This is a genomic window from Puia sp., assembly GCF_035546395.1.
Classification (GTDB): domain Bacteria; phylum Bacteroidota; class Bacteroidia; order Chitinophagales; family Chitinophagaceae; genus Puia.
This window is the reverse complement of the sequence record NZ_DASZXR010000015.1, coordinates 317335-337024: the sequence shown is the minus strand read 5'-3', so window position 1 is coordinate 337024 and position 19690 is coordinate 317335. Positions and strand designations below refer to the sequence as shown.

Sequence of the window (19690 nt, the reverse complement as noted above, 5' to 3'; positions counted from 1 at the left end):
GGTACGAAAACTACTGCACGTCATCGGGAGACCCTTGCGTGCCGGTGATCTTGGCCAGGAGGTTCTCCATGTCCGTGACACGGCGGAGCTGACTTTCGATCTTCTTGTTATGCTCGGCGATCTCCTGCAGGTCGTGGTTCAGCTCTTCGAGGAAGGCCGAGCGCTTCTGGTATTGCAGGCGCTGGAAGTTGGCTTCCTTGAGCTTTTCTTCGGTGTCGCCGAGGATGCGGGTGAGCCGTTGATTCTCTTCGCGGATCGAGATGTATTTCAGCTTCATCTCATCGTGTTCTTTGCCGAGCTTGAAATACGCTTCTTTCAGCCCGTCGTAGTCGGTGCCGCGATTATGGGGTTGCGTGAGGTAGGACTGCAGCTTTTGCAGCTTTTCCTGCAGGGTGTTGTATTCGTCGTAGACCTTGTCCAGGCGCTGGGTCATTTCCTCGGAGAGTTTCTGCTGGTGACGCAGGTTGCTGATCTCCGTTTCCTTTTCGACCAGCAGCTGGGTATGATTGTGGAGCTGTTCGTTGAGGTCTTCGTTCTGACGGATCAGTTCCTGGTTGCGCCGTTCGGATTCTTCTACGAGGCGAGTCTGTTCCAGCAGGCGATAGATGCTGTTATTGTGCTCGACCAGCTTTTCCTGGGCTGCCTTCAGCTGGTATAAATAATCGTTGGTATAATCGTTCAGCGTCTCGCTGGCGGCATGGACCGTTGCGGTCTCTTCATCGGGAGGGACGTTGGCGGGCGCCAGCTTGAGCTCCACCTCTTCGAGCTGGGCGCGGACGATATCCAGTTCGTGGCTTACGTCTTCCAGCTCTTTGCGTTTTTCTTCCAGCTCGATGGTGAGTATCTGCTCCGTTTCCTGCGATTGGGAAAGGCGTTCGCGCAACTGTTGCTGCGACCTTTCCTGCATATCCATGTCGTTGTAATATTTCAGCTTCCAGTTATCATTCTCGCTGATGCCCGATGATTCGGCGGGCTCGTCGTCGATGCGGATGCTCTTTTTGGAGTTCCAGAAAAAATGGATCGTAAATCCGAGGATGAGAGCGCCGAGCTCACAAATAATTATTTCCGGAAGACCCATTGTCAATTGAAGTCCCAATATGATGTTTAAGGTATTTAGGGTGTTCATAATGGTTCGGAACGAAATTTACCAAACAGAGTGCTTTACAACGTGATTGATTTCCGGGATAATTCGATAAACAACGAGGCCTTTTCATGGAATATTGACGGGGAGGAAGCAAGCTAATAAGCGACAGCGGCGGTTAAAGGCCCAAATTACTATGGTTTGAGCAGATAAGCAAATAGAGAGCTGCCTTTTTTAATATTCTGGTTCTTAGTCCTTTACGAGTGTGCCAACCTTTTCGCCGCGAACGACGCGCATCAGGTTGCCGGGTTTGTTCATGTCGAATACGATGATCGGCAGTTGGTTTTCCATGCAAAGGGTAAAGGCAGTCATGTCCATTACCTTGAGGTTGCGGGTGATACACTCCTGGAAGGTGATGGATTCGAACTTATCGGCAGTGGGGACCTTTTCGGGGTCGGCGGTATAGATCCCGTCGACGCGGGTGCCTTTGAGGATCACTTCGGCATTGATCTCGATCGCCCGGAGAGAGCCGGCGGTGTCGGTGGTGAAATATGGGTTTCCGGTGCCGGCGCCGAAGATGACCACCCGGCCTTTTTCGACGTGGCGGATGGCGCGGCGACGGATGTAGGGCTCGGCGATCTGTTCCATTTTGATGGCGCTTTGGAGGCGGGTATAGACCCCGATCTTTTCCAAACCGGCCTGCATGGCCATTCCGTTGATTACGGTGGCGAGCATGCCCATATAATCGCCGTGGGCGCGCTCGATGCCGGTCTCGGCTTCATTCATTCCGCGGTAGATGTTGCCGCCGCCGATGACGATGGCGACCTGTACGCCCAGCTCTACGATGCTCTTGATATCCTTTGCGTATTGTGCGATAACGCCGTTGTCGAAACCAAAACTCTTGTCTCCCATCAGGGCTTCACCGGATAATTTGAGCAGAATACGCTTGTACTTAGGCACCATATCGGAATGAATCTTAATAATTTGAGGCGAAGGTAAAAAAAAGACCGTCTTTAGACGGTCTTTTTTATTTTTTTATCCGAGTTGAACTCTTTTGAACTGCGTGACCTTTGCCGAAGCGTCCACGCCCTTGAGGTAGTCGCCAACTGTCTTGGAGGCGTCCTTTACGTAGGCCTGGGCGGTAAGGGTGTTCTCCTTGAAGAAAGCGTTCAGCTTGCCGACGGCGATCTTGTCGATCATTTCATCGGGCTTGCCGGCCATTTTTGGATCGTTCTTGATCTGTTCGGTAACGATCGCCTTTTCGCGGGCGACGACGTCGGCCGGGACGGAATCCGGGTCGACGGCCACGGGATTCATGGCTGCGATCTGCATGGCGATGTCTTTTCCGGCGTCGAGGACGGCGGGAGTGTTCTTCGACAGACCTACCAGCACGCCCATGCGATAGGCGCCGTGGATATAGGCTGAAACACCATCCGCATCGACCCGTTCGAAACGGGCGAGCTGGATCTTTTCACCGATACGGGCAACCTGGTCGTTGATCTTATCGGCGACTGTAGCGCCATCCAGGGGAGCAGCCAACAGCTCTTCCAGCGTCTTGACGTTCCCTTTAACGGCTTGGGCTACGATGCTTTGTGCAAAGTTGACGAAGTCCGCATTTTTTGCCACGAAGTCGGTCTCGCAAGCCACGGTCACGATGAACCCGGTCTTGTTGTCCGCCGTGGTCGTCGCGATGATGACCCCTTCTTTTGCCTCGCGGTCGCTGCGCAGAGCGGCAACCTTCTGACCTTTCTTCCGCAGGTAGTCGATCGCTTTTTCGAAATCGCCATCACTTTCCACCAGTGCTTTCCGGCAGTCCATCATTCCGGCGCCGGTTGTCTGGCGCAATTTGTTGATATCTGCTGCTGTGATAGTTGCAGTTGACATATACTTATATTTAAGATTGAACAATTGGATCGGCCTCCCCGTTCAGGGGCGGTCATCCTTCCTAGCGACCGCCCGGGCCACGACGGGGACCGGAGTTCGGGACCCTGCGTTTGGGTTGGGTGGTGCCTCTTACTTTCTCGCCGCGGGCCCGGCTGGCTTCGCTCTCGGCTTCCGCCTGGAGACGGGCTGCCTTCTTCTCGTTCTCGTCGCCGCCTGCATCTTCCACATCTTCCTCCTTAGCGGCCTGCCTTTCGGCAAGACCTTCGGCGATGGCTGCGGTGACGTAGTTTACGATGATGGCGATGGATTTCGTTGCGTCGTCGTTAGCCGGGATCGCGAAATCTACCTTGTTCGGGTCGCAGTTGGTGTCAACCATCCCGAAGGTGGTGATACCCAGGCGCTTGGCTTCTGCCAGCGCGATATGCTCATGACCGATGTCCACGATGAAGAGGGCGGCAGGAACACGGCCCAGCTGGGCGATACCGCCGAGGACCTTTTCCTTCTTGTCGCGCTCACGGGAGAGGGTAAGCCGCTCTTTCTTGGTGATGCTGTCGAACGTGCCGTCGTTCAGCATTTTTTCGATGCTCTGCATTTGCTTCACGCTCTTGCGGACCGTGTTGAAGTTGGTGAGCATGCCACCCAGCCAGCGTTCAGTGACGAAGGGCATGTTTACCTTGCGGGCGCATTCTGTGACGATCTCTTTCGCCTGCTTCTTGGTGCCGACGAACATGACCTTCTTCCCGCTCTTGGCGATCTGCTTCAGGGCCGCAGCGGCCTCCTGCAGGCTTTCAGTGGTCTTGTTGAGATCGATGATATGGATACCTTTCTTTTCAGCAAAGATGTAAGGCAGCATTTTGGGGTTCCACTTCTTACGCAGGTGACCGAAATGGACACCGGCTTCGAGGAGTTGTTGTTGTAATGAAGTGTTATTTTCCATTGTATGAGTTTAAAGTAGTTGTGATAAAGATTAACGTTTGCTGAACTGGTAGCTCCTTCTCGCTTTCTTGCGGCCGGGTTTCTTTCTTTCCACGGCACGGGGGTCGCGGCGGAGGAGACCTGCGGCCTTCAGCGCGGGACGGAACTCGGCGTTGACTTCGAGGAGGGCGCGGGCGATACCGAGCTTGGCGGCTTCGGCCTGACCCTTGATACCACCGCCGGCGGCGTTGATCTTTACATCATATTTGTCCAGACCTTCTACCGTTTTCAGGGGCAGCTCGACCTGGTTCTGCAGGTATACCAGAGAGAAATACTGTTTGTAGTCCTTATCATTGATCGTAATCTTGCCTTCGCCCCGTGTCAGGAACACCCGGGTTACGGCCTCTTTACGGCGACCAACTGCATTTTTTTGCTTTTCCATTTATCTGAAAAATTAGAAGGTTAAAGTTTTGGGTTGCTGGGCAGTATGCGGATGCTGGGCACCGGCGTACACGAAAAGTTTTTTATACATCTTGCGGCCCAGGCGGTTCTTCGGGAGCATACCCTTTACGGCGCGCTCGATAACTGCGTCGGGACGACGCTTGAGAAGATCCTTGGCGATCTCTTCCTTCTTGCCGCCGGGATAACCGGAGAAGTTGATGTAGATCTTGTCTTCCTGCTTGTTGCCAGAGAAAACGACCTTGTCGGCGTTGATCACGATGATGAAATCGCCGCAGTCGACGTGGGGCGTGTAGTAGGCTTTGTTCTTACCGCGCAGGATGGCAGCGATCCTGGAACACATGCGGCCTACGGTTTGATTAGTACCGTCCACAACGTACCAGTCGCGTTTAACGGTAGCCTCGTTCGCATGCTTGGTGGTGAAATGCAGTTTGCTCATTTTCTGTGTTTTTTGCGTTTGCCGGCGCTATCCCACCGGCTTGTTTATTTGAAAGGAGTGCAAAGGTACTTTGAATGTATGCGATGTTCCAAGAAAAAAGGGGTTAAATTTTTATGATGGTTTTACAATGTATTGATTTACAATAAAAATTTTGACTCTGAATTTTCATCTGTTGTCGCCCGTGTTCAATAGTTGGCAAATTGCCAACTAATTTTTACATTTCGGCGGATTTATAAATGCAATGCGCGATGCAACCCTGGTATTTGATAGAGAATGAAGAAGACTACCGTAAGGCTACCCGCCGGTATGAAGAAGTCCGCGTTGCGGAGAAGGGTTCGATGGAACGGAAAGAAATGCAACTGCTCGCCTTTCTGATCAACCAATACGAAGAGCAACAGTGGGAAATGCCCGATGTGGACCCTGTCGGGCTGATCAAGATCCGCATGGAAGAGTTCGGCTACAAGGCAACAGACCTGGCAAAAGAATACGGCGACAAGGGCACGGTCAGCAAAGTGCTCAACTATAAGCAGGCGCTTTCCCTAACTATGATCCGTAAGTTCAGCAAGTTGCTGCGCATCCCCGCCGAGGCCCTCACGAAAGAGTACGCATTGCAATAAGCCTTATCTTCACTCAAAAGTACGACCATGTCCACCCACCCTCTCGCGCTCGGGCGATCCACCTTCGGTGATGCGGCCAATAAAGACAATTTGATATCGATCGAAGAAGCGCATGCGCTGCTGAACGAGTGGGTGCCCAACGAACGGTTGAGGCTGCATATGAAGCAGGTGAGCGCGGTGATGCGGGCATGGGCGTTGAAGCGGGAAGGCGCCGATGAGCGGACGGCCCTGAAATGGGAGCTGGCGGGCCTGTTGCACGACGCGGACTGGGAGAAGCACCCGGATGCGCATTGCCGCATCATCATCGAGAAGCTGGAAGAATTGAAGGTCGACCCGGAAGTGATCCATGCTATCGCCTCGCACGGACCGAAATATTTTGGCGTAGAACCGGAAACGAAGATGGACAAGATGATCTATGTGTTCGACGAGCTTTCGGGATTCATCCACGCCGCCGCGCTGATCCGGCCGATGCGCTACGAGGGGATGGATGTAAAAGGCATTCTCAAAAAATTAAAGACCCCGTCCTTTGCCGCCCAGGTGAGCCGGGATGATATCAACGACGCCCTCAGCCGGATCGATATCCCACTGGAGGAGATCATCCAATTCATCATCGATCATCAGCGCGACGTACAATAACCTTAGAAGTCGATCCCGAACCACTTTTTCCGCTCTTTCTTCTGGTATTTATCGTAGTTGAACTTGTAGAGCTTTCCGGGGCGGTGCGGAACGTCCGATTCGAGCTCACCGGTGTCTTCCAGCAGATCCATGGAAAAGAATTTCTTCCGGAAGTTCCGCCGGTCGAGCTTGACGTCCAGGATGGCCTCGTAGAGATTCTGTAATTCGCGGAGAGAGAATTTTTTCGGCAGGAGGCTAAAGCCCAGGGGATGTTCCTGGATCCTTTTCTGCAGCCATTCGTAGCAGGCGTCGAGGAGCTTGCGGTGATCGAAGGCCATATCGGAAAGGGTGGTCACGCGATGCCAGTGCAATTCATTGTCGAGTATCTTCAGCTGATGATGCTCGATATTGATCAGCGAGCAATACGCGATAGTGACCACGCGGGCGGCGGGGTGGCGGTTGACCTCGCCAAAGGCCTTTACCTGCTCGAGGTAGACATCGTCCATGCCTGTCCGTTCGCGCAGGATGCGATAGGCGGCCTCGTCGAGGTCTTCGTGGTTGTTGACCAGGTCGCCCAGCAGGGACCATTTGTTCTCATACCGCTCGAAATCGGACTTGATCAGCAGCACCTTCAGCTCGTTATCGTCGAATCCGAAAATGACGCAGTCGACGGAAATACCGATGATCCCGTCGTTTTCGAGCTGCTTGAGGATCGTTTTTATGTTCTTCTGACCGGTAGCGGCAACCTCCGTGGAGGACAAAGCATCGTTAGATATTTTTTCAGAGTTCATTCAATTACTAAGTTACTATTTTAGACAATCGATTCACTTAACTTTATGCCATAAAATTGATGTATGTATTCTGTCGACCAAACGCAACGCCTTCAAAAGCAAACTACCGCTCTTCTGTCCCTTGTCGGGGATCATCCGCCGAAAAAAGGACAACTGGAAGAACTGCGGGATGTGCTGCGTTTCCACGAGTACCGGTATGCCATTCTCAATGACCCCCTGATCTCGGACTTCGAATACGATACTTTGTACAAGGCCCTCGAGAAGATAGAGGCGGAGCATCCCGAATGGGTCACCCCCGATTCTCCTACCCAGCGGGTCACCAGCGGCCTTACCAAGGATTTCCCCAATACACCGCACCTCGTGCCGATGCTGTCTCTGGAGAACTCCTATAACGAGGACGACCTGCTGGACTGGGACCGCAAGGCCCGGGAACTGACGGGGCTGGAAAATCTGGAATATTGTGTCGAACCCAAGTTCGACGGCGCCAGCATCTCCCTGATCTATGAGAACGACCGGTTGCTGCGGGGCGTTACCCGGGGTGACGGCGTCTCCGGAGACGAGATCACCACCAATATCCGGCAGATCCGGTCGGTACCGCTTTCGGCGGCCTTTTCCCGGTATGGCCTGCAGTTGATAGAAATCCGCGGGGAAGTGCTATTGAACCTGAGCAACTTCAAAAAATACAATGACCAGTTGGCCGAGCAGGGGCTTCCGCCGCTGGCCAACCCCCGAAACGCCGCAGCCGGTTCCCTGCGGATCAAAGACCCAAGGGAGGTCAGCCGCCGAAACCTGGAGGCCTTCCTTTACCATGTCAGCTACTATATCCCGCTCGATGGGAAAGAGCCGGACCCCGCGTTGAAGACCCATAGCGGTAGCCTGAAGATGCTCTGGGATCTGGGTTTCCGCAGTCCGCAGAAGGAAAAAAAGCTGGTCAAAGGGATCCAGGCGGTGATCGACTACTGCCGGGAGTACGAACAGTTGCGCGATCACCTCCCCTATGAGATAGACGGTATGGTCATCAAGGTGGATTCGATCGCCTTACAGGACCGGATGGGAATGACCTCCCACCATCCGCGCTGGGCGATCGCCTTCAAATTCCCGGCGCGCCAGGCCACCAGTACCCTCCTAAAGGTTGAGTTCCAGGTAGGCCGCACCGGCAGTGTTACCCCGGTGGCCAAGATCGACCCTGTTCCGCTGAGCGGGGTCACAGTCAGTTCCATCTCGCTGTTCAACGAAGATGTCGTCCGGGAAAAGGACCTGCGGATCGGCGACCAGGTACTTGTAGAACGCAAAGGGGATGTCATCCCTTATATCGTAAAGCCGCTGGCGGAGGTTCGCACCGGCAAGGAGACGGCCATCGTATTCCCGACTTCCTGTCCCGTCTGCGGTCACCTGCTGGAAAAGCCGGAAGGGGAAGCGGTGACGCGTTGCGTCAACATCAACTGCCCGGCCCAGGTCGTGGAGCGGATCATCCATTTCGCCAGCAAAGACGCCATGGATATCCGCAGTTTTGGGGATGCCAACGTCCAAAAGTTCTATGACCTGGGATTCCTGAAAGATATCCCCGGGATCTACCGGCTGCCCTATGACAAGATCAGGACTTTGGAAGGCTTTGGGGAAAAAAGCGTCAGCAACCTGCAGGCGGCGATCGAAACCTCGCGCCACCAGCCCTTGCATCGGCTGATCTTCGGGTTGGGTATCCGTTATGTAGGCGAAACGACGGCAAAAACCCTGGCGGCAGCGGTCGACCAGTTACCCGATTTTGTGAACTTCTCGTTGGAAGACCTTCAAAATCTGGAAGATGTAGGTCCCAAAGTGGCGACCAGCGTATATCATTTCTTCCATAATGCCGATAACCAGCATCTTCTATCCGACCTGGAGGCGCTGGGACTGAATCTGAAAAGCCAGAAATCCAAGTCGAATGCCGGCGGGGGCAACCTGGATGGGCAAACGTTCTTGTTCACCGGCACCCTTAACCGGTTGAAACGCTCGGACGCCGAGGCTTCGGTCGAGGCTAACGGGGGGAAGATACTGAGCGGCGTCAGCAGTAAACTGAACTATCTCGTCGTTGGCGAGGATGCCGGCAGCAAGTTGGAGAAAGCGAAAAAGATATCCTCGATCCATATACTCACAGAGGACGAATTCATAAAAATGATTGGCCAAAACATATAATAATATTTTCTTACGTTACTGGTAAATCGAAATTCTTTTTCGTAACTTTAAGAAAATTGACAGGCATGATTAGAAAACTCACCGGCGAAGTGTGGAAACCTTTGCAGTTTCCCGGCTGGAAACAACTCCGAAAAAAATACGCACTGTCTTCCATGGGTCGCGTTGCCAGCTACTCGGAAGATGTGCTAGCCGACGGCAAATTGCTGAACGGCAGCCTGACGACCGGTTATAAGACCCTGAATCTGCACCGGCCAGGCAACAACGGCACGCTGTATATTCATCGGGAGATCGCGCGCCTATTCCTGCCCAAGGCAGGTCCGAAAAACAAGTATGTGATCCATGTGAATCACAACAAGCTGGACAATGCCTCGAGGAATCTGAAATGGGCTACGCTGGAAGAGATGATCGACCACCAGCAAAAGAGCCCTGCGAAGATCGCTTACAAAAAAGTGCAGGCCAATCGTACCGTTGGGCTCAAACTCACTGCCTCCCAGGTAAAGACCATCAAGAAAACCTTATCGAGCAAAAACCGACAGCTTACCATCAAGAAACTAGCCGAGAAGTACAAGGTCAGCGAAATGACCATGTACCGGATCAAGAGTGGCGAAAACTGGGGAAGGATCAAGTAGAACAAGACAGGCCTATCAGTTGTTATCAGAACTATGTTACAAACTTCTACGCTCAAATTCCTTAAAGACCTTAAGAAGAACAACAATAAACCCTGGTTTGAAAAGAACAAATCCGTCTACCTGGAGGCAAAAGAGGACATGGACAGCTTTGTCGGGCAGGTGATCGAAGGATTTGGCAAAACCGATCCCGAGATAGCCAATCTGCATCCAAAGGATTGTACCTACCGCATCTACCGCGATGTCCGGTTCTCGCCCGACAAGACGCCCTACAAAACGCACATGGGTGCTTACCTCAACAAGGGTGGCAAGAAAGTCCCGACGGCCGGCTATTACCTGCATATCGAGTCGGGCAGTAGTATGGCCGGGGGTGGATTGTGGATGCCCCAGGCTCCGGAGCTGAATAAGGTCCGGCAGGAGATAGATTATAGCTTCGCGGAATGGAAGAAGGTCCTTGGCGACCGGAATTTCAGGAAGCATTTCCCCGACGGCCTCGACCAGGGAGAGATCCTTTCCCGGCCACCCAAGGGCTATGACGATCAGAACCCCGCCATTGAATACCTCAAGTTGAAGAGCTTTATCGTTACCCGGAACTTCACGGACGCCGAAGTCCAGTCAAAGACCTTCCTGAAAGAGATCCTCAAGACTTTTGCTTCAATGACCGCCTTTGTTCAATTTCTGAACCGGTCGCTGGAATAAGAAGAAAAGGCCCCGTGGGGCCTTTCTGTTTACAGCATCTTCTTGCTCGAGAGATATTCCGCTATCTGCACTGCATTGGTGGCGGCTCCCTTGCGCAGGTTGTCGCTGACCACCCACATGTTCAGCGTCTTCGGTTGGGTCTCATCCCTTCTCAGCCTTCCGACAAATACCTCATCCCGCTCGTGCGCATCCTTGGGCATGGGATATTGCTGCGTGCCGGGGTCGTCGACGACGATCACGCCTGGCGCCTTGCTCAGCAAGGTGCGGACCTCAGCCAGGTCGAACTCATTCTCGAATTCCACGTTGACCGATTCGCTGTGACCGCCCATCACCGGAATACGCACCGTAGTAGCCGTTACACGGATGCTATCATCGCGCATGATCTTCCGGGTCTCATTGACCATTTTCATTTCTTCCTTGGTATATCCATTGTCGAGGAATACATCGATCTGCGGGATGGCGTTCAGGTCGATCGGGTATTTATAGGCCATCTCTCCGCTAACGCCTTTCCGTTCGTTCATCAATTGCGTTACGGCTTTCACACCGGTCCCGGTCACGCTTTGGTAGGTGCTCACGACGATGCGTTTCACCTTGTATCTTTTGTGCAGGGGGTTCAGCGCGACGACCATCTGGATCGTAGAACAGTTTGGGTTGGCAATGATCTTGTCCTCGGCGCTAAGGGCGTCGGCGTTGAGCTCGGGCACCACCAGCTTCTTGTTGGGGTCCATCCGCCAGGCGCTGGAGTTGTCGACGACCGTGATCCCCGCAGCAGCGAACTTCGGCGCCCATTCGAGGGAGGTGCTTCCGCCGGCAGAGAAGAGGGCCAGGGCGGGCTTTGCTGCAATCGCATCATCGGCACTGACGACAGTATATTTCTTTCCCTTGAACTCTACCTGCTTTCCAACGGACTTTTCGGAGGCTACGGGGAGGAGCTCGGTGACGGGGAAGTTTCTTTCTGCCAGGACTTGTAACATTTTGGTGCCAACCAGACCGGTGGCGCCGACGACTGCAACTTTCATTGTTTTTGTTTGGTTTTCGTTATTGATATACGCCGCAAAAAAAGAGCCTTCCCGGTTGCGGGAAGGCTCTGGATATCTTGGCATACAAAAAGATCAGATCCTGTCCCGCTGCGCGAGGCACTTCTTAATCATCTTTGTATGTTTCATCATTTGCATTGCGGCGCTAAATTAAACACGAAAGGCTGTACATCCAAATTTATTTACCAGATCGTGATCCGGTCACCCGCAGGGCGGTACATTTTCTGGCCCTGCACCACGTGGAAGGTCTCATAGAACGGGGTGAAATTCATAAGCGGACCGTCGACCCGCCATTCGGAAGGCGAATGCGGGTTGGTATTGATCAGCGTCCTGGTCAGCTCGTCTTTCATCTTCGTTCGCCAGATGCGGGCATAGGACAGGAAGAACCGCTCATTCGGCGTAAACCCGTCGATGTTTACCGAGTCCTTCCCCTGCGGGGTCAGTTTGAAGGCGTCATAGGCCACGGCCAGCCCGCCGATATCGGCGATATTCTCCCCATTGGTCAGGGCGCCGTTGACATGCAGGGTGTCGAGCACGACAAAGCTGTTGTATAAGGCGACGACCGCTTTTGTCTTCGCTGCGAATTTGGCGCTGTCTTCCTTACTCCACCAGTTCTTTAGATTGCCGTTCTTATCATACTGTGAGCCCTCGTCATCGAAGGCGTGCGTCATTTCATGACCGATCGCCATGGCAATTCCCCCATAGTTGACCGCATCGTCTGCCGACAGATCGAAAAAAGGCGACTGCAGGATGCCCGCCGGAAAAACGATCTCGTTGAAGGTTGGATTATAATAGGCATTGATGGTAGGCGGGGTCATGGTCCACTCCGTCCGGTCGACGGGTTTGCCCAATTTCGCCAGGGCATATTGATAGTCGTTGACATCGGCGGATACCCGGTTCCCGAAATAATCGTCCCTGCTGACCTTTACCTTGCTGTAGTCCCGCCATTTGTCGGGATAACCGATCTTCTTTATAAAAGCAAACAGCTTTTCTTTCGCGGTCTTCTTTGTGCTGTCGCTCATCCAGTCCAGCTTGTCGATCCGGGCGGCGAAGGCAGTTTGAAGATTGTTCACCAATTCCGTCATCCTTTGCCTGGCCTGCGGGGTGAACCACCGCTTTACATATATCTGCCCCAATGCTTCGCCCAGCGTAGCGTTGACCATCTGGGTCATCCGTTCGGCCCTCGGCTTGATCTTCTGCTGGCCGCTAACCGCTTTGTTGTATTGGAACGCGGCGTCGACGAAGGGGCTGCTGAGCCGGTTGGCATAATTAGCCAGAGTATGGGCCCGCAGGTAGTCCTTCCAGGTATCGATGGGGACAGTGGTGAGGAGCCGGTCCACCTTTGTATAGAACGCAGGTTGCTGCACATTCGCCGAGTCAACATGGAATCCTATCGCTTCGAATGTCCTTGCCCAGCCGAACGCCGGCATCGAACGATCCAGTGCTGTCAGCGCCATTTTATGATAGTTGGCGTTGGGGTCGCGTAATTCCACATTGGTCTTGTGACCGGCGGCCATTTCCTTTTCCAATGCGAATACCTTTACCGCTTTGTCACCGGCGGCGGCGGAATCCACTCCGGAAAGGACAAACAAGTGTTTCAGAAAGTTCTGATAGGCCTTTACCACGGCTTCCGTGGCGGGGTCCTGCTTGAAATAGTAATCCCGGTCGGGCAAACCCAGGCCGCCTTGCGAAAAGATGGCGATGTTCATGGCGCTGTTCCGCTCATCGGCGCCGATGCCCACGTCGAACAGGAGATCGTCGTTGCGCTTTTGTGCCGAAGCGACATATCCCATTAAACCTTTGATGTCGTGGATCGAGTCGATCGCGAGCAGATAGGGTTTGAGAGGCTCGCTGCCACGCTTTTCGATCGTCGCGGAATCCATCCCGGATGCGTACATGTCCCCAACCTGCTGCTCGATGCTGCCCGCCGTGCTGTTGCCTTTGGAAAGGCTGTCCAGGATCATTCGCAACCGGTCGTTGGTCGTCCGGATCAGGTCGTAAAATGACCCGGCGCCCGATTCCGTAGGGAGGATCTTTGCCGTGTCGCTCCACTTCCCGTTCGCATAACGATAGAAGTCATCACCGGGCTTGACCCTGTTGTCGAATTGCGATGTATCAAAAATAGGCGCGGCCGGCCCGTCTGTGGAAGAATGACAGGAGCCAAACCCCAGCGAAAGGATCGCCAGGGTTGCTGCCGAGAGAACAAGGGGACTTCTCATGACTGTTTTGATTTTATCCCCTAAATATAGGATAATCTCAGACCAGCTCGATGTCGAAATTGACGAGATCGACAAACTGACGGATACGCGCATCGATATCAGCGCGAGAGATCTCTTTCAGCCGGGTCGGACCGAACTTCTCCACGCAGAAGGAAGCCATCGCCGAGCCGACGATGACGGCGGTCTTCATATTCTCGAAGGAGATATCGCGGGTGTGCGCGAGCCAGCCGATGAATCCTCCGGCAAAGGTGTCGCCGGCGCCGGTGGGATCGAATACTTCTTCCAGAGGAAGGGCGGGCGCCACAAAGACCTTGTCTTCGTGGAAGAGGAGCGCGCCATGTTCTCCTTTCTTGATGATCAGGAAACGGGGACCCATCTTCATGATGGCCCGGGCCGCCTTTACCAGCGAGGACTCCCCGCTCAATTGCCGGGCTTCGCTATCGTTGACAGTCAGCACATCGACCATCGTCAGCAGTTTCTTAAGATCGTCGAGCGCATTATCCATCCAGAAGTTCATCGTGTCCATCGCGATGAGCTTGGGGCGCGTCTTCAATTGTTTGACGACGCTGATCTGCAGGGCCGGGGTGATATTTCCAAGCATCACGAATTCGCTACCCTGGTAGCTGTCCGGGATCACGGGGTTGAAGTCCAAAAAGGCATTCAGATCGGTAACCAGGGTGTCCCGCGTGTTCATGTCCAGATGATATCTGCCACGCCAGAAAAAGGATTTCTTGTCCTTTTTTATTTCGACTCCTTCCAGGTTGACCCCGCGCCATAGCAGCTGATCCAGCTCTTCCCGGGCGAAGTCATAGCCGACGATGGAGACCTGGTTGATCGGCTTTATGAAGTTGCTGGCGGCATATGCGACGTAGGTGGCGGCTCCGCCGACGATCCAATCTGTCTTTTCGAAAGGGGTTTCAATGGCGTCATAGGCCATGGAACCAACGACAATAAGTGACATTCGTGTTAATTTAGCTTCAAGTTTATGCCTTATCAATGGCGAACCTGAATCCGGCTATCGTGATGTTTTGCCGGATTTGGGCTGCAAAATATGACATAATGCACTAACACTCGTTAGTAATTATATTATCTTTACATTCCCAATGGCTAAAATTCAGAGCAAAAGGAACAGCACCAAGAAAGAGGTGATCATCGAAAAAGCCTCCCGGCTGTTCCGGGAAAAAGGGTTCGGCGCCGCGTCGATGCGCGACCTGGCCGAGCACGTGGGCGTGGAAGCCGCCTCCCTGTACAATCATATCCAGTCCAAATCGGAGATCCTGCAGACCATTTGTTTCAAGGTGGCCAATGAGTTCATGACCAACCTTGAGCAGGTGGAGGCAAGCCCGCAACCGACGTTGCGGAAAATGGAGACGATCATCCGGCTGCATATCCGGATGATGCTGGACCAATATGAATATGTCTACATTGCCGATCATGAATGGCGGCATCTTCCGGAGCCCTACCTCTCCAACTTCCTCAACCAGCGGCGCAATTACCGCAAGCGGCTCAGCGATATCCTCGAGGCGGGTATCGCCAAAGGCGAGATAAAAGCCATCGACCCTTATACGGCCGTACTCGTGATCCTCTCCGCCATCAGTGGCATCGACAGCTGGCAGCGGAGCAGGAAGACCACCAACGCCGAAACCCTTGAATCGAACATGGTGAAATACCTTATTGAAGGACTAAAGAAATGAGCCACAGGCTCATTGACCGAAGGTCCATCATTTGCCCTTTTGCGCCGGAGGGTAAATTTCTTAAACCCGAAGGCGAAAAAGAACCATGAGTCATTTCCACAAACTTGTCGTTGAAGACATCCGCCGGGAGACGGCCGACTGCGTCTCCATCGCGTTTACCGTTCCGCCGCAGCTGAAGGAGGCGTTCGAATTCCGGCAGGGCCAGAATATCACGGTCCGGATGCAGATCGGCGGCGAAGAGGTGCGCCGCAGCTATTCCATCTGCAGCAGCCCGCTGGAGAATGAATTGCGCATCGCCGTCAAGCGGGTGCCGGGGGGCCTTTTTTCCACCTTCGCCAATGAGCAGCTGCAAGCGGGACAGGAACTGGAGGTGTTGCCCCCCTCGGGAAAATTCTACACCGAACTGAAAGCCGGGAACCGGAAGAACTATCTCGCCTTTGCTGCGGGCAGCGGCATCACCCCGGTTATCTCACTGATAAAAACGACCCTGGCCATCGAGCCGGAGAGCCATTTCACCCTGGTATACGGCAATCGACACCGGCCTTCGATCATCTTCCGCGAGCAGCTCGAGGCGCTGAAGAACCGCCATGTACACCGGCTGGCGGTGCATCATGTTCTCAGCCGGGAGCAGATGGACATCCCGCTGTACCAGGGGCGCATCGACGCGGGGAAATGCGCTGAGTTTTGCCCGGGGCTGATCGACCTGGCATCGGTGGACGAAGTGTTCCTCTGCGGACCCCAGGAAATGATCTTCGCCGTCAGCGAATGGCTCCAGCAACAGGGTGTAGCGAAAAAAAATATCCATTTCGAGCTGTTCCATACGCTGGAGAATGCCCCCACAGGCGCCGGTAAGGCGCGGACAGCGGTGCAGGCAGGCGTCGAGACCAAAGGCGTCAGCGAGGTCACCGTCCGGCTCGACGGCATCAGCCATGCCTTCCGGCTGCCCTACGACGGGGAAAGCGTGCTGAACGCCGCTCTGCTGGAAGGGGTCGATCTGCCCTATGCCTGTAAGGGCGGGGTTTGCTGCACCTGCCGGGCGAAGCTGCTCGAAGGAGAAGTGGAGATGGATGTCAACTATGCCCTCGAGGCTGACGAGCTGGCCGCAGGTTTTATCCTCACTTGCCAGTCTCATCCCAGAACGGAGAAAGTGGTTATTGACTTTGACTCCAAATAGTGGATTGAGGCAAAAAATCGAACAAAAATAATTTTTTGCCTCAACGCTCATCATGTCGGTCCACTTCGGCATTAGGCCTCGTGGACTGACAGAACTCCTTTCGGTCTAGGAGGCCGACGCGAACGAATAAATAAGATCGGAAAGAAGGAGTCCCACCAGGAAGCGGATGATGATGAGCAGGATCGCGCTGACGATCGTATAGGCCACCCGCTGGTCTTCGGGTATGGACTTTAGCGCCGGCACACCCAGGTAAAAAAGATAAACGCTGTATAATCCCAGCACCACGCCCTGCTGCCAGCCGGGCAAGGCGTAAAAAACGCCGGCGATCCACGCGGGGGTATAAGAATAGGCCACCAGCTGCGCCGAGCGGCCGGGGTTGCTGGTCCCCCCAAATCCACGCGACAGCCGGTCGATCAGCGAAGTCCCGATCCAATAGACGAAAAGCGAGGTGATGAAGCTGTTGAGGGCCATCGAGATGCCCCAATACGGTCCGCTCATCCGGAAGAGGATGCCGTTGGCGCCGACCAGGCCATAGCCGATGAAACTGGCGGCGGCAGGGATCAGCGCCAGGGGGATCACATAACGGCCCAACAGGGACCTTTTGGTCCTTTTCTCGCCGGTGATCACATGCCATTCCCGGTCAGGCGACACGAGGATGTTCCAAACTCTCCGTGAAAGGGACATACCGCAAAAATTAGCTCTTCTAATATACGGAAAGAAAAGACCGCGGCGTGCTAACACTTGTTAGCTTTTTAAAAAATGAGTACCTTTGGGCATAAACACGACTGTATGGACTCCGCCAGTGAAAAGCTCTTCCAGGATAAGGTCGACCAGGACATTCGCATCGAGCCGAAGGACTGGATGCCGGAGGCCTATCGCAAGACCCTTATACGACAGATCTCGCAGCATGCGCACAGCGAGATCGTGGGCATGTTACCGGAGGCCAACTGGATCACGCGGGCCCCTTCGCTGCGGCGGAAGGCGACCCTTATCGCCAAGGTCCAGGACGAGGCGGGCCATGGGCTCTATCTCTATTCGGCCGCCGAAACGCTTGGCGTCAGCCGGGATGAGATGATCGGCCAGCTGCACAGCGGAAAAGCAAAATATTCCTCCATCTTCAATTACCCCACGCTGACCTGGGCGGATATGGGCGCCATCGGCTGGCTGGTAGACGGCGCGGCCATCATGAACCAGGTGCCCTTGTGCCGGGCTTCCTATGGCCCCTATGCCCGGGCGATGGTGCGCATCTGCAAGGAAGAAAGCTTTCACCAGCGCCAGGGATTCGAGATCCTGTTGGTGCTGAGCCGGGGTAGTGAGGCGCAACGGCGGATGTGCCAGGATGCGATCGACCGGTGGTGGTGGCCCTCGGTGATGATGTTCGGGCCGAATGACGATGCATCCCCTCATACGGCGCAGAGCATGCAATGGAAGATCAAGCGGTTCACCAACGACGAGCTGCGGCAGAAGTTTGTCGATGTCTGCGCAGAGCAGGTCAAGCTTCTTGGAATGACCTTGCCGGATGCCGCGCTCCGCTGGAATGAAGAACGGCAGCACTATGATTTCGGAAGCATCAACTGGGAAGAGTTCTGGAATGTCGTGAACGGCAACGGTCCTTGTAACCGGCAACGGCTGGCAGCCCGGGTGAAGGCCCATGAGGACGGGGCCTGGGTCCGCGAGGCGGCGGTTGCGCATGCAGAGAAAAAGATACAATATGGAAAAACAGCATAGCTGGCCGCTGTGGGAGATCTTTATCCGCAGCAAACAGGGTTTGGATCATAAGCATGTGGGCAGCCTGCATGCCGCCGATGCGGCCATGGCCATCGAGAATGCCCGCGATGTCTATACCCGCCGGATGGAAGGGGTCAGCATCTGGGTGGTGGAAAGCAAGTACATTCATGCCTCCAACCCCGACGATGCCGCCGCCTTTTATGATCCGGCCAACGACAAGGTCTATCGCCATCCAACCTTCTATGATCTGCCGGACGAACTAAAGCATATGTAAGCATGAAGGCCCGACACCTTATCAATTACACCCTGCACCTGGCCGACAACGCGCTTGTCCTGGGTCATCGCAACAGCGAGTGGACCGGTCATGGTCCGATCCTCGAGCAGGACATCGCCTTGTCCAATATTGCGCTGGACCTGATCGGTCAGGCGCGGTACCTTTACCAATACGCCGCGCGGCTGATGAATGCCGCCGGAGACGCGAAATCGCCCGTCACCGAAGACCAGCTCGCCTACTTGCGGGACTCCTGGGATTTCCGCAACTGCCTGCTGGTCGAGCAGGCCAATGGCGATTGGGGGACGACCATTGTACGGCAGTTCCTCTTCAGCGCCTGGCAATATTATTTTTACCGGGAATTACGGGGAAGCCGGGATGGCGAGCTGTCGGCCATCGCCGAAAAATCATTGAAAGAGGTCACCTATCATCTTCGCTGGAGCGGGGAATGGGTGATCCGCCTGGGAGATGGAACGGAAGAAAGTCATGCCCGGATGGAGAAGGCCCTCGATCAGTTGTGGATGTACACGGGAGAGCTGTTCCTGCCTGCCGACTATGAACAATGGCTTGTGCCGGCGGGTATCGCCGTCGATCTGGCACAGGTACAGCCGCTGTGGGCCGCCCGGGTACAGGAAGTATTAAAGGAGGCGACCCTGACCGTCCCCACGGCGATGGCGCAGAAGGGCGGTAAGCAGGGCAGACATACCGAGCAGTTGGGATATCTGCTGGCAGAAATGCAATTTCTACAACGCGCATACCCGGGCTGCGAATGGTAGCCGATGGAGCCGACAAAAACGATATGGTCCCTGTTGGAAACGGTATATGATCCCGAAGTTCCGGTCTTGTCGATTGTCGACCTGGGGATCGTCCGGGATGTCCGGATGGCAGACGGTCATCCCGAGATCGTCATCACTCCTACCTATAGCGGCTGCCCCGCGATGGATGTGATCCGGATGAATATCCGGATGGTCCTCCTGGAAAATGGCTACCCCGATATACGGTTGACTACCGTTCTTTCACCGGCCTGGACGACGGATTGGATGAGCGAAAAGGGAAAGCAACAGCTGAAAGCTTATGGGATCGCCCCGCCGACACCGGTACCCATCGTTTGTGACCTGGGTCTGTTCCAGCATAATGAAGCCATCGCCTGCCCCCATTGCGGCTCTTACCATACCACGATGATCAGTGAATTCGGCAGTACGGCCTGCAAGGCGCTGTACCGATGCGAGGATTGCCGGGAGCCCTTCGATTATTTTAAATGTCACTAAT

At 54.4% G+C, this 19690-nt stretch carries 22 protein-coding genes; 11 read left to right on the top strand and 11 right to left on the bottom strand.

What is annotated here, in order from left to right:
* Window positions 1-10: 10 nt before the first annotated feature.
* The 6 genes from VHE34_RS19410 to rplM form a co-directional block, all read right to left on the bottom strand.
* Window positions 11-1126 carry a hypothetical protein gene (locus VHE34_RS19410; RefSeq protein ID WP_325590677.1) on the bottom strand — a complete coding sequence of 372 codons (1116 nt, stop codon included), beginning with the start codon at window positions 1124-1126 and terminating at the stop codon, window positions 11-13.
* Between the two features lie 204 nt (window positions 1127-1330).
* Window positions 1331-2044, bottom strand: a complete 714-nt coding sequence (pyrH, locus tag VHE34_RS19405; RefSeq protein WP_325590675.1) for a UMP kinase — start codon at window positions 2042-2044, stop codon at window positions 1331-1333.
* Between the two features lie 72 nt (window positions 2045-2116).
* On the bottom strand, window positions 2117-2965 hold the full coding sequence (tsf, locus tag VHE34_RS19400; protein ID WP_325590673.1) for a translation elongation factor Ts: 849 nt from the start codon (window positions 2963-2965) through the stop codon (window positions 2117-2119).
* Between the two features lie 61 nt (window positions 2966-3026).
* Window positions 3027-3902, bottom strand: coding sequence for a 30S ribosomal protein S2 (gene rpsB, locus VHE34_RS19395; RefSeq protein ID WP_325590671.1), 876 nt, complete (start codon window positions 3900-3902; stop codon window positions 3027-3029).
* Between the two features lie 30 nt (window positions 3903-3932).
* A complete protein-coding gene (rpsI, locus tag VHE34_RS19390; protein ID WP_325590668.1) occupies window positions 3933-4322 on the bottom strand; it encodes a 30S ribosomal protein S9 in 390 nt (129 codons plus the stop codon).
* A 12-nt stretch (window positions 4323-4334) separates the two neighbouring features.
* Window positions 4335-4778, bottom strand: a complete 444-nt coding sequence (rplM, locus tag VHE34_RS19385; protein WP_325590666.1) for a 50S ribosomal protein L13 — start codon at window positions 4776-4778, stop codon at window positions 4335-4337.
* A gap of 248 nt (window positions 4779-5026) precedes the next feature.
* Here rplM and VHE34_RS19380 point away from each other — a divergent pair, with 248 nt between their 5' ends.
* Entirely contained in the window at window positions 5027-5395 is a 369-nt protein-coding gene (locus tag VHE34_RS19380) for a helix-turn-helix domain-containing protein (RefSeq protein ID WP_325590664.1), read from the top strand.
* A gap of 27 nt (window positions 5396-5422) precedes the next feature.
* Complete coding sequence (locus VHE34_RS19375; protein ID WP_325590662.1) at window positions 5423-6031, top strand: HD domain-containing protein; 609 nt, start codon at window positions 5423-5425, stop codon at window positions 6029-6031.
* A gap of 2 nt (window positions 6032-6033) precedes the next feature.
* Here the strand turns inward: VHE34_RS19375 and VHE34_RS19370 are convergent, their stop codons facing one another.
* Window positions 6034-6801, bottom strand: a complete 768-nt coding sequence (locus VHE34_RS19370) for an NUDIX hydrolase (protein WP_325590660.1) — start codon at window positions 6799-6801, stop codon at window positions 6034-6036.
* A 63-nt stretch (window positions 6802-6864) separates the two neighbouring features.
* On the opposite strand from VHE34_RS19370, the gene ligA reads away from it, so the two are divergent.
* The 3 genes from ligA (at window position 6865) to VHE34_RS19355 (ending at window position 10298) form a co-directional block, all read left to right on the top strand.
* The gene (gene ligA / locus VHE34_RS19365) at window positions 6865-8973 is read left to right on the top strand and encodes an NAD-dependent DNA ligase LigA (protein WP_325590658.1); all 2109 of its coding nucleotides are present in this window, start codon (window positions 6865-6867) and stop codon (window positions 8971-8973) included.
* 65 nt (window positions 8974-9038) lie between these two features.
* A complete protein-coding gene (locus VHE34_RS19360) occupies window positions 9039-9602 on the top strand; it encodes an NUMOD4 domain-containing protein (RefSeq protein ID WP_325590656.1) in 564 nt (187 codons plus the stop codon).
* A 33-nt stretch (window positions 9603-9635) separates the two neighbouring features.
* Window positions 9636-10298 (top strand): DUF2461 domain-containing protein, encoded by a 663-nt coding sequence (locus tag VHE34_RS19355; protein WP_325590654.1) that lies wholly within the window; start codon window positions 9636-9638, stop codon window positions 10296-10298.
* A 29-nt stretch (window positions 10299-10327) separates the two neighbouring features.
* On the opposite strand, the gene VHE34_RS19350 is transcribed toward VHE34_RS19355, so the two are convergent.
* From VHE34_RS19350 to VHE34_RS19340, 3 genes are all read right to left on the bottom strand, one after another.
* The gene (locus tag VHE34_RS19350; RefSeq protein WP_325590652.1) at window positions 10328-11317 is read right to left on the bottom strand and encodes an aspartate-semialdehyde dehydrogenase; all 990 of its coding nucleotides are present in this window, start codon (window positions 11315-11317) and stop codon (window positions 10328-10330) included.
* A 200-nt stretch (window positions 11318-11517) separates the two neighbouring features.
* The gene (locus VHE34_RS19345; protein WP_325590650.1) at window positions 11518-13554 is read right to left on the bottom strand and encodes a M13 family metallopeptidase; all 2037 of its coding nucleotides are present in this window, start codon (window positions 13552-13554) and stop codon (window positions 11518-11520) included.
* A 37-nt stretch (window positions 13555-13591) separates the two neighbouring features.
* Window positions 13592-14515, bottom strand: coding sequence for a PfkB family carbohydrate kinase (locus VHE34_RS19340; RefSeq protein WP_325590648.1), 924 nt, complete (start codon window positions 14513-14515; stop codon window positions 13592-13594).
* A 142-nt stretch (window positions 14516-14657) separates the two neighbouring features.
* Here VHE34_RS19340 and VHE34_RS19335 point away from each other — a divergent pair, with 142 nt between their 5' ends.
* Window positions 14658-15248 (top strand): TetR/AcrR family transcriptional regulator, encoded by a 591-nt coding sequence (locus VHE34_RS19335; protein ID WP_325590646.1) that lies wholly within the window; start codon window positions 14658-14660, stop codon window positions 15246-15248.
* A gap of 85 nt (window positions 15249-15333) precedes the next feature.
* Entirely contained in the window at window positions 15334-16422 is a 1089-nt protein-coding gene (gene paaE / locus VHE34_RS19330; protein WP_325590643.1) for a 1,2-phenylacetyl-CoA epoxidase subunit PaaE, read from the top strand.
* A 105-nt stretch (window positions 16423-16527) separates the two neighbouring features.
* Here paaE and VHE34_RS19325 read toward each other — a convergent pair whose 3' ends face one another.
* Window positions 16528-17106: a Yip1 family protein gene (locus tag VHE34_RS19325; protein ID WP_325590641.1), complete on the bottom strand. Its 579-nt coding sequence runs from the start codon at window positions 17104-17106 to the stop codon at window positions 16528-16530.
* Between the two features lie 105 nt (window positions 17107-17211).
* Here VHE34_RS19325 and paaA point away from each other — a divergent pair, with 105 nt between their 5' ends.
* The 4 genes from paaA to paaD are packed head-to-tail and all read left to right on the top strand — an operon-like array spanning window position 17212 to window position 19689.
* On the top strand, window positions 17212-18150 hold the full coding sequence (gene paaA / locus VHE34_RS19320) for a 1,2-phenylacetyl-CoA epoxidase subunit PaaA (protein ID WP_325590639.1): 939 nt from the start codon (window positions 17212-17214) through the stop codon (window positions 18148-18150).
* The gene (paaB, locus tag VHE34_RS19315; protein WP_325590637.1) at window positions 18134-18424 is read left to right on the top strand and encodes a 1,2-phenylacetyl-CoA epoxidase subunit PaaB; all 291 of its coding nucleotides are present in this window, start codon (window positions 18134-18136) and stop codon (window positions 18422-18424) included. Before paaA ends, paaB begins: the two co-directional genes overlap by 17 nt.
* Window positions 18425-18426: 2 nt before the next feature.
* Window positions 18427-19197, top strand: coding sequence for a 1,2-phenylacetyl-CoA epoxidase subunit PaaC (paaC, locus tag VHE34_RS19310; protein WP_325590635.1), 771 nt, complete (start codon window positions 18427-18429; stop codon window positions 19195-19197).
* Between the two features lie 3 nt (window positions 19198-19200).
* On the top strand, window positions 19201-19689 hold the full coding sequence (gene paaD, locus VHE34_RS19305; protein WP_325590632.1) for a 1,2-phenylacetyl-CoA epoxidase subunit PaaD: 489 nt from the start codon (window positions 19201-19203) through the stop codon (window positions 19687-19689).
* Window position 19690: the final 1 nt, after the last annotated feature.

Coding starts and splice junctions, on each gene's coding strand:
- VHE34_RS19410 (WP_325590677.1), bottom strand. CDS start 1,126: ATGAACACCCTAAATACCTTAAACATCATATTGGGACTTCAATTGACA.
- pyrH (WP_325590675.1), bottom strand. CDS start 2,044: ATGGTGCCTAAGTACAAGCGTATTCTGCTCAAATTATCCGGTGAAGCC.
- tsf (WP_325590673.1), bottom strand. CDS start 2,965: ATGTCAACTGCAACTATCACAGCAGCAGATATCAACAAATTGCGCCAG.
- rpsB (WP_325590671.1), bottom strand. CDS start 3,902: ATGGAAAATAACACTTCATTACAACAACAACTCCTCGAAGCCGGTGTC.
- rpsI (WP_325590668.1), bottom strand. CDS start 4,322: ATGGAAAAGCAAAAAAATGCAGTTGGTCGCCGTAAAGAGGCCGTAACC.
- rplM (WP_325590666.1), bottom strand. CDS start 4,778: ATGAGCAAACTGCATTTCACCACCAAGCATGCGAACGAGGCTACCGTT.
- VHE34_RS19380 (WP_325590664.1), top strand. CDS start 5,027: ATGCAACCCTGGTATTTGATAGAGAATGAAGAAGACTACCGTAAGGCT.
- VHE34_RS19375 (WP_325590662.1), top strand. CDS start 5,423: ATGTCCACCCACCCTCTCGCGCTCGGGCGATCCACCTTCGGTGATGCG.
- VHE34_RS19370 (WP_325590660.1), bottom strand. CDS start 6,801: ATGAACTCTGAAAAAATATCTAACGATGCTTTGTCCTCCACGGAGGTT.
- ligA (WP_325590658.1), top strand. CDS start 6,865: ATGTATTCTGTCGACCAAACGCAACGCCTTCAAAAGCAAACTACCGCT.
- VHE34_RS19360 (WP_325590656.1), top strand. CDS start 9,039: ATGATTAGAAAACTCACCGGCGAAGTGTGGAAACCTTTGCAGTTTCCC.
- VHE34_RS19355 (WP_325590654.1), top strand. CDS start 9,636: ATGTTACAAACTTCTACGCTCAAATTCCTTAAAGACCTTAAGAAGAAC.
- VHE34_RS19350 (WP_325590652.1), bottom strand. CDS start 11,317: ATGAAAGTTGCAGTCGTCGGCGCCACCGGTCTGGTTGGCACCAAAATG.
- VHE34_RS19345 (WP_325590650.1), bottom strand. CDS start 13,554: ATGAGAAGTCCCCTTGTTCTCTCGGCAGCAACCCTGGCGATCCTTTCG.
- VHE34_RS19340 (WP_325590648.1), bottom strand. CDS start 14,515: ATGTCACTTATTGTCGTTGGTTCCATGGCCTATGACGCCATTGAAACC.
- VHE34_RS19335 (WP_325590646.1), top strand. CDS start 14,658: ATGGCTAAAATTCAGAGCAAAAGGAACAGCACCAAGAAAGAGGTGATC.
- paaE (WP_325590643.1), top strand. CDS start 15,334: ATGAGTCATTTCCACAAACTTGTCGTTGAAGACATCCGCCGGGAGACG.
- VHE34_RS19325 (WP_325590641.1), bottom strand. CDS start 17,106: ATGTCCCTTTCACGGAGAGTTTGGAACATCCTCGTGTCGCCTGACCGG.
- paaA (WP_325590639.1), top strand. CDS start 17,212: ATGGACTCCGCCAGTGAAAAGCTCTTCCAGGATAAGGTCGACCAGGAC.
- paaB (WP_325590637.1), top strand. CDS start 18,134: ATGGAAAAACAGCATAGCTGGCCGCTGTGGGAGATCTTTATCCGCAGC.
- paaC (WP_325590635.1), top strand. CDS start 18,427: ATGAAGGCCCGACACCTTATCAATTACACCCTGCACCTGGCCGACAAC.
- paaD (WP_325590632.1), top strand. CDS start 19,201: ATGGAGCCGACAAAAACGATATGGTCCCTGTTGGAAACGGTATATGAT.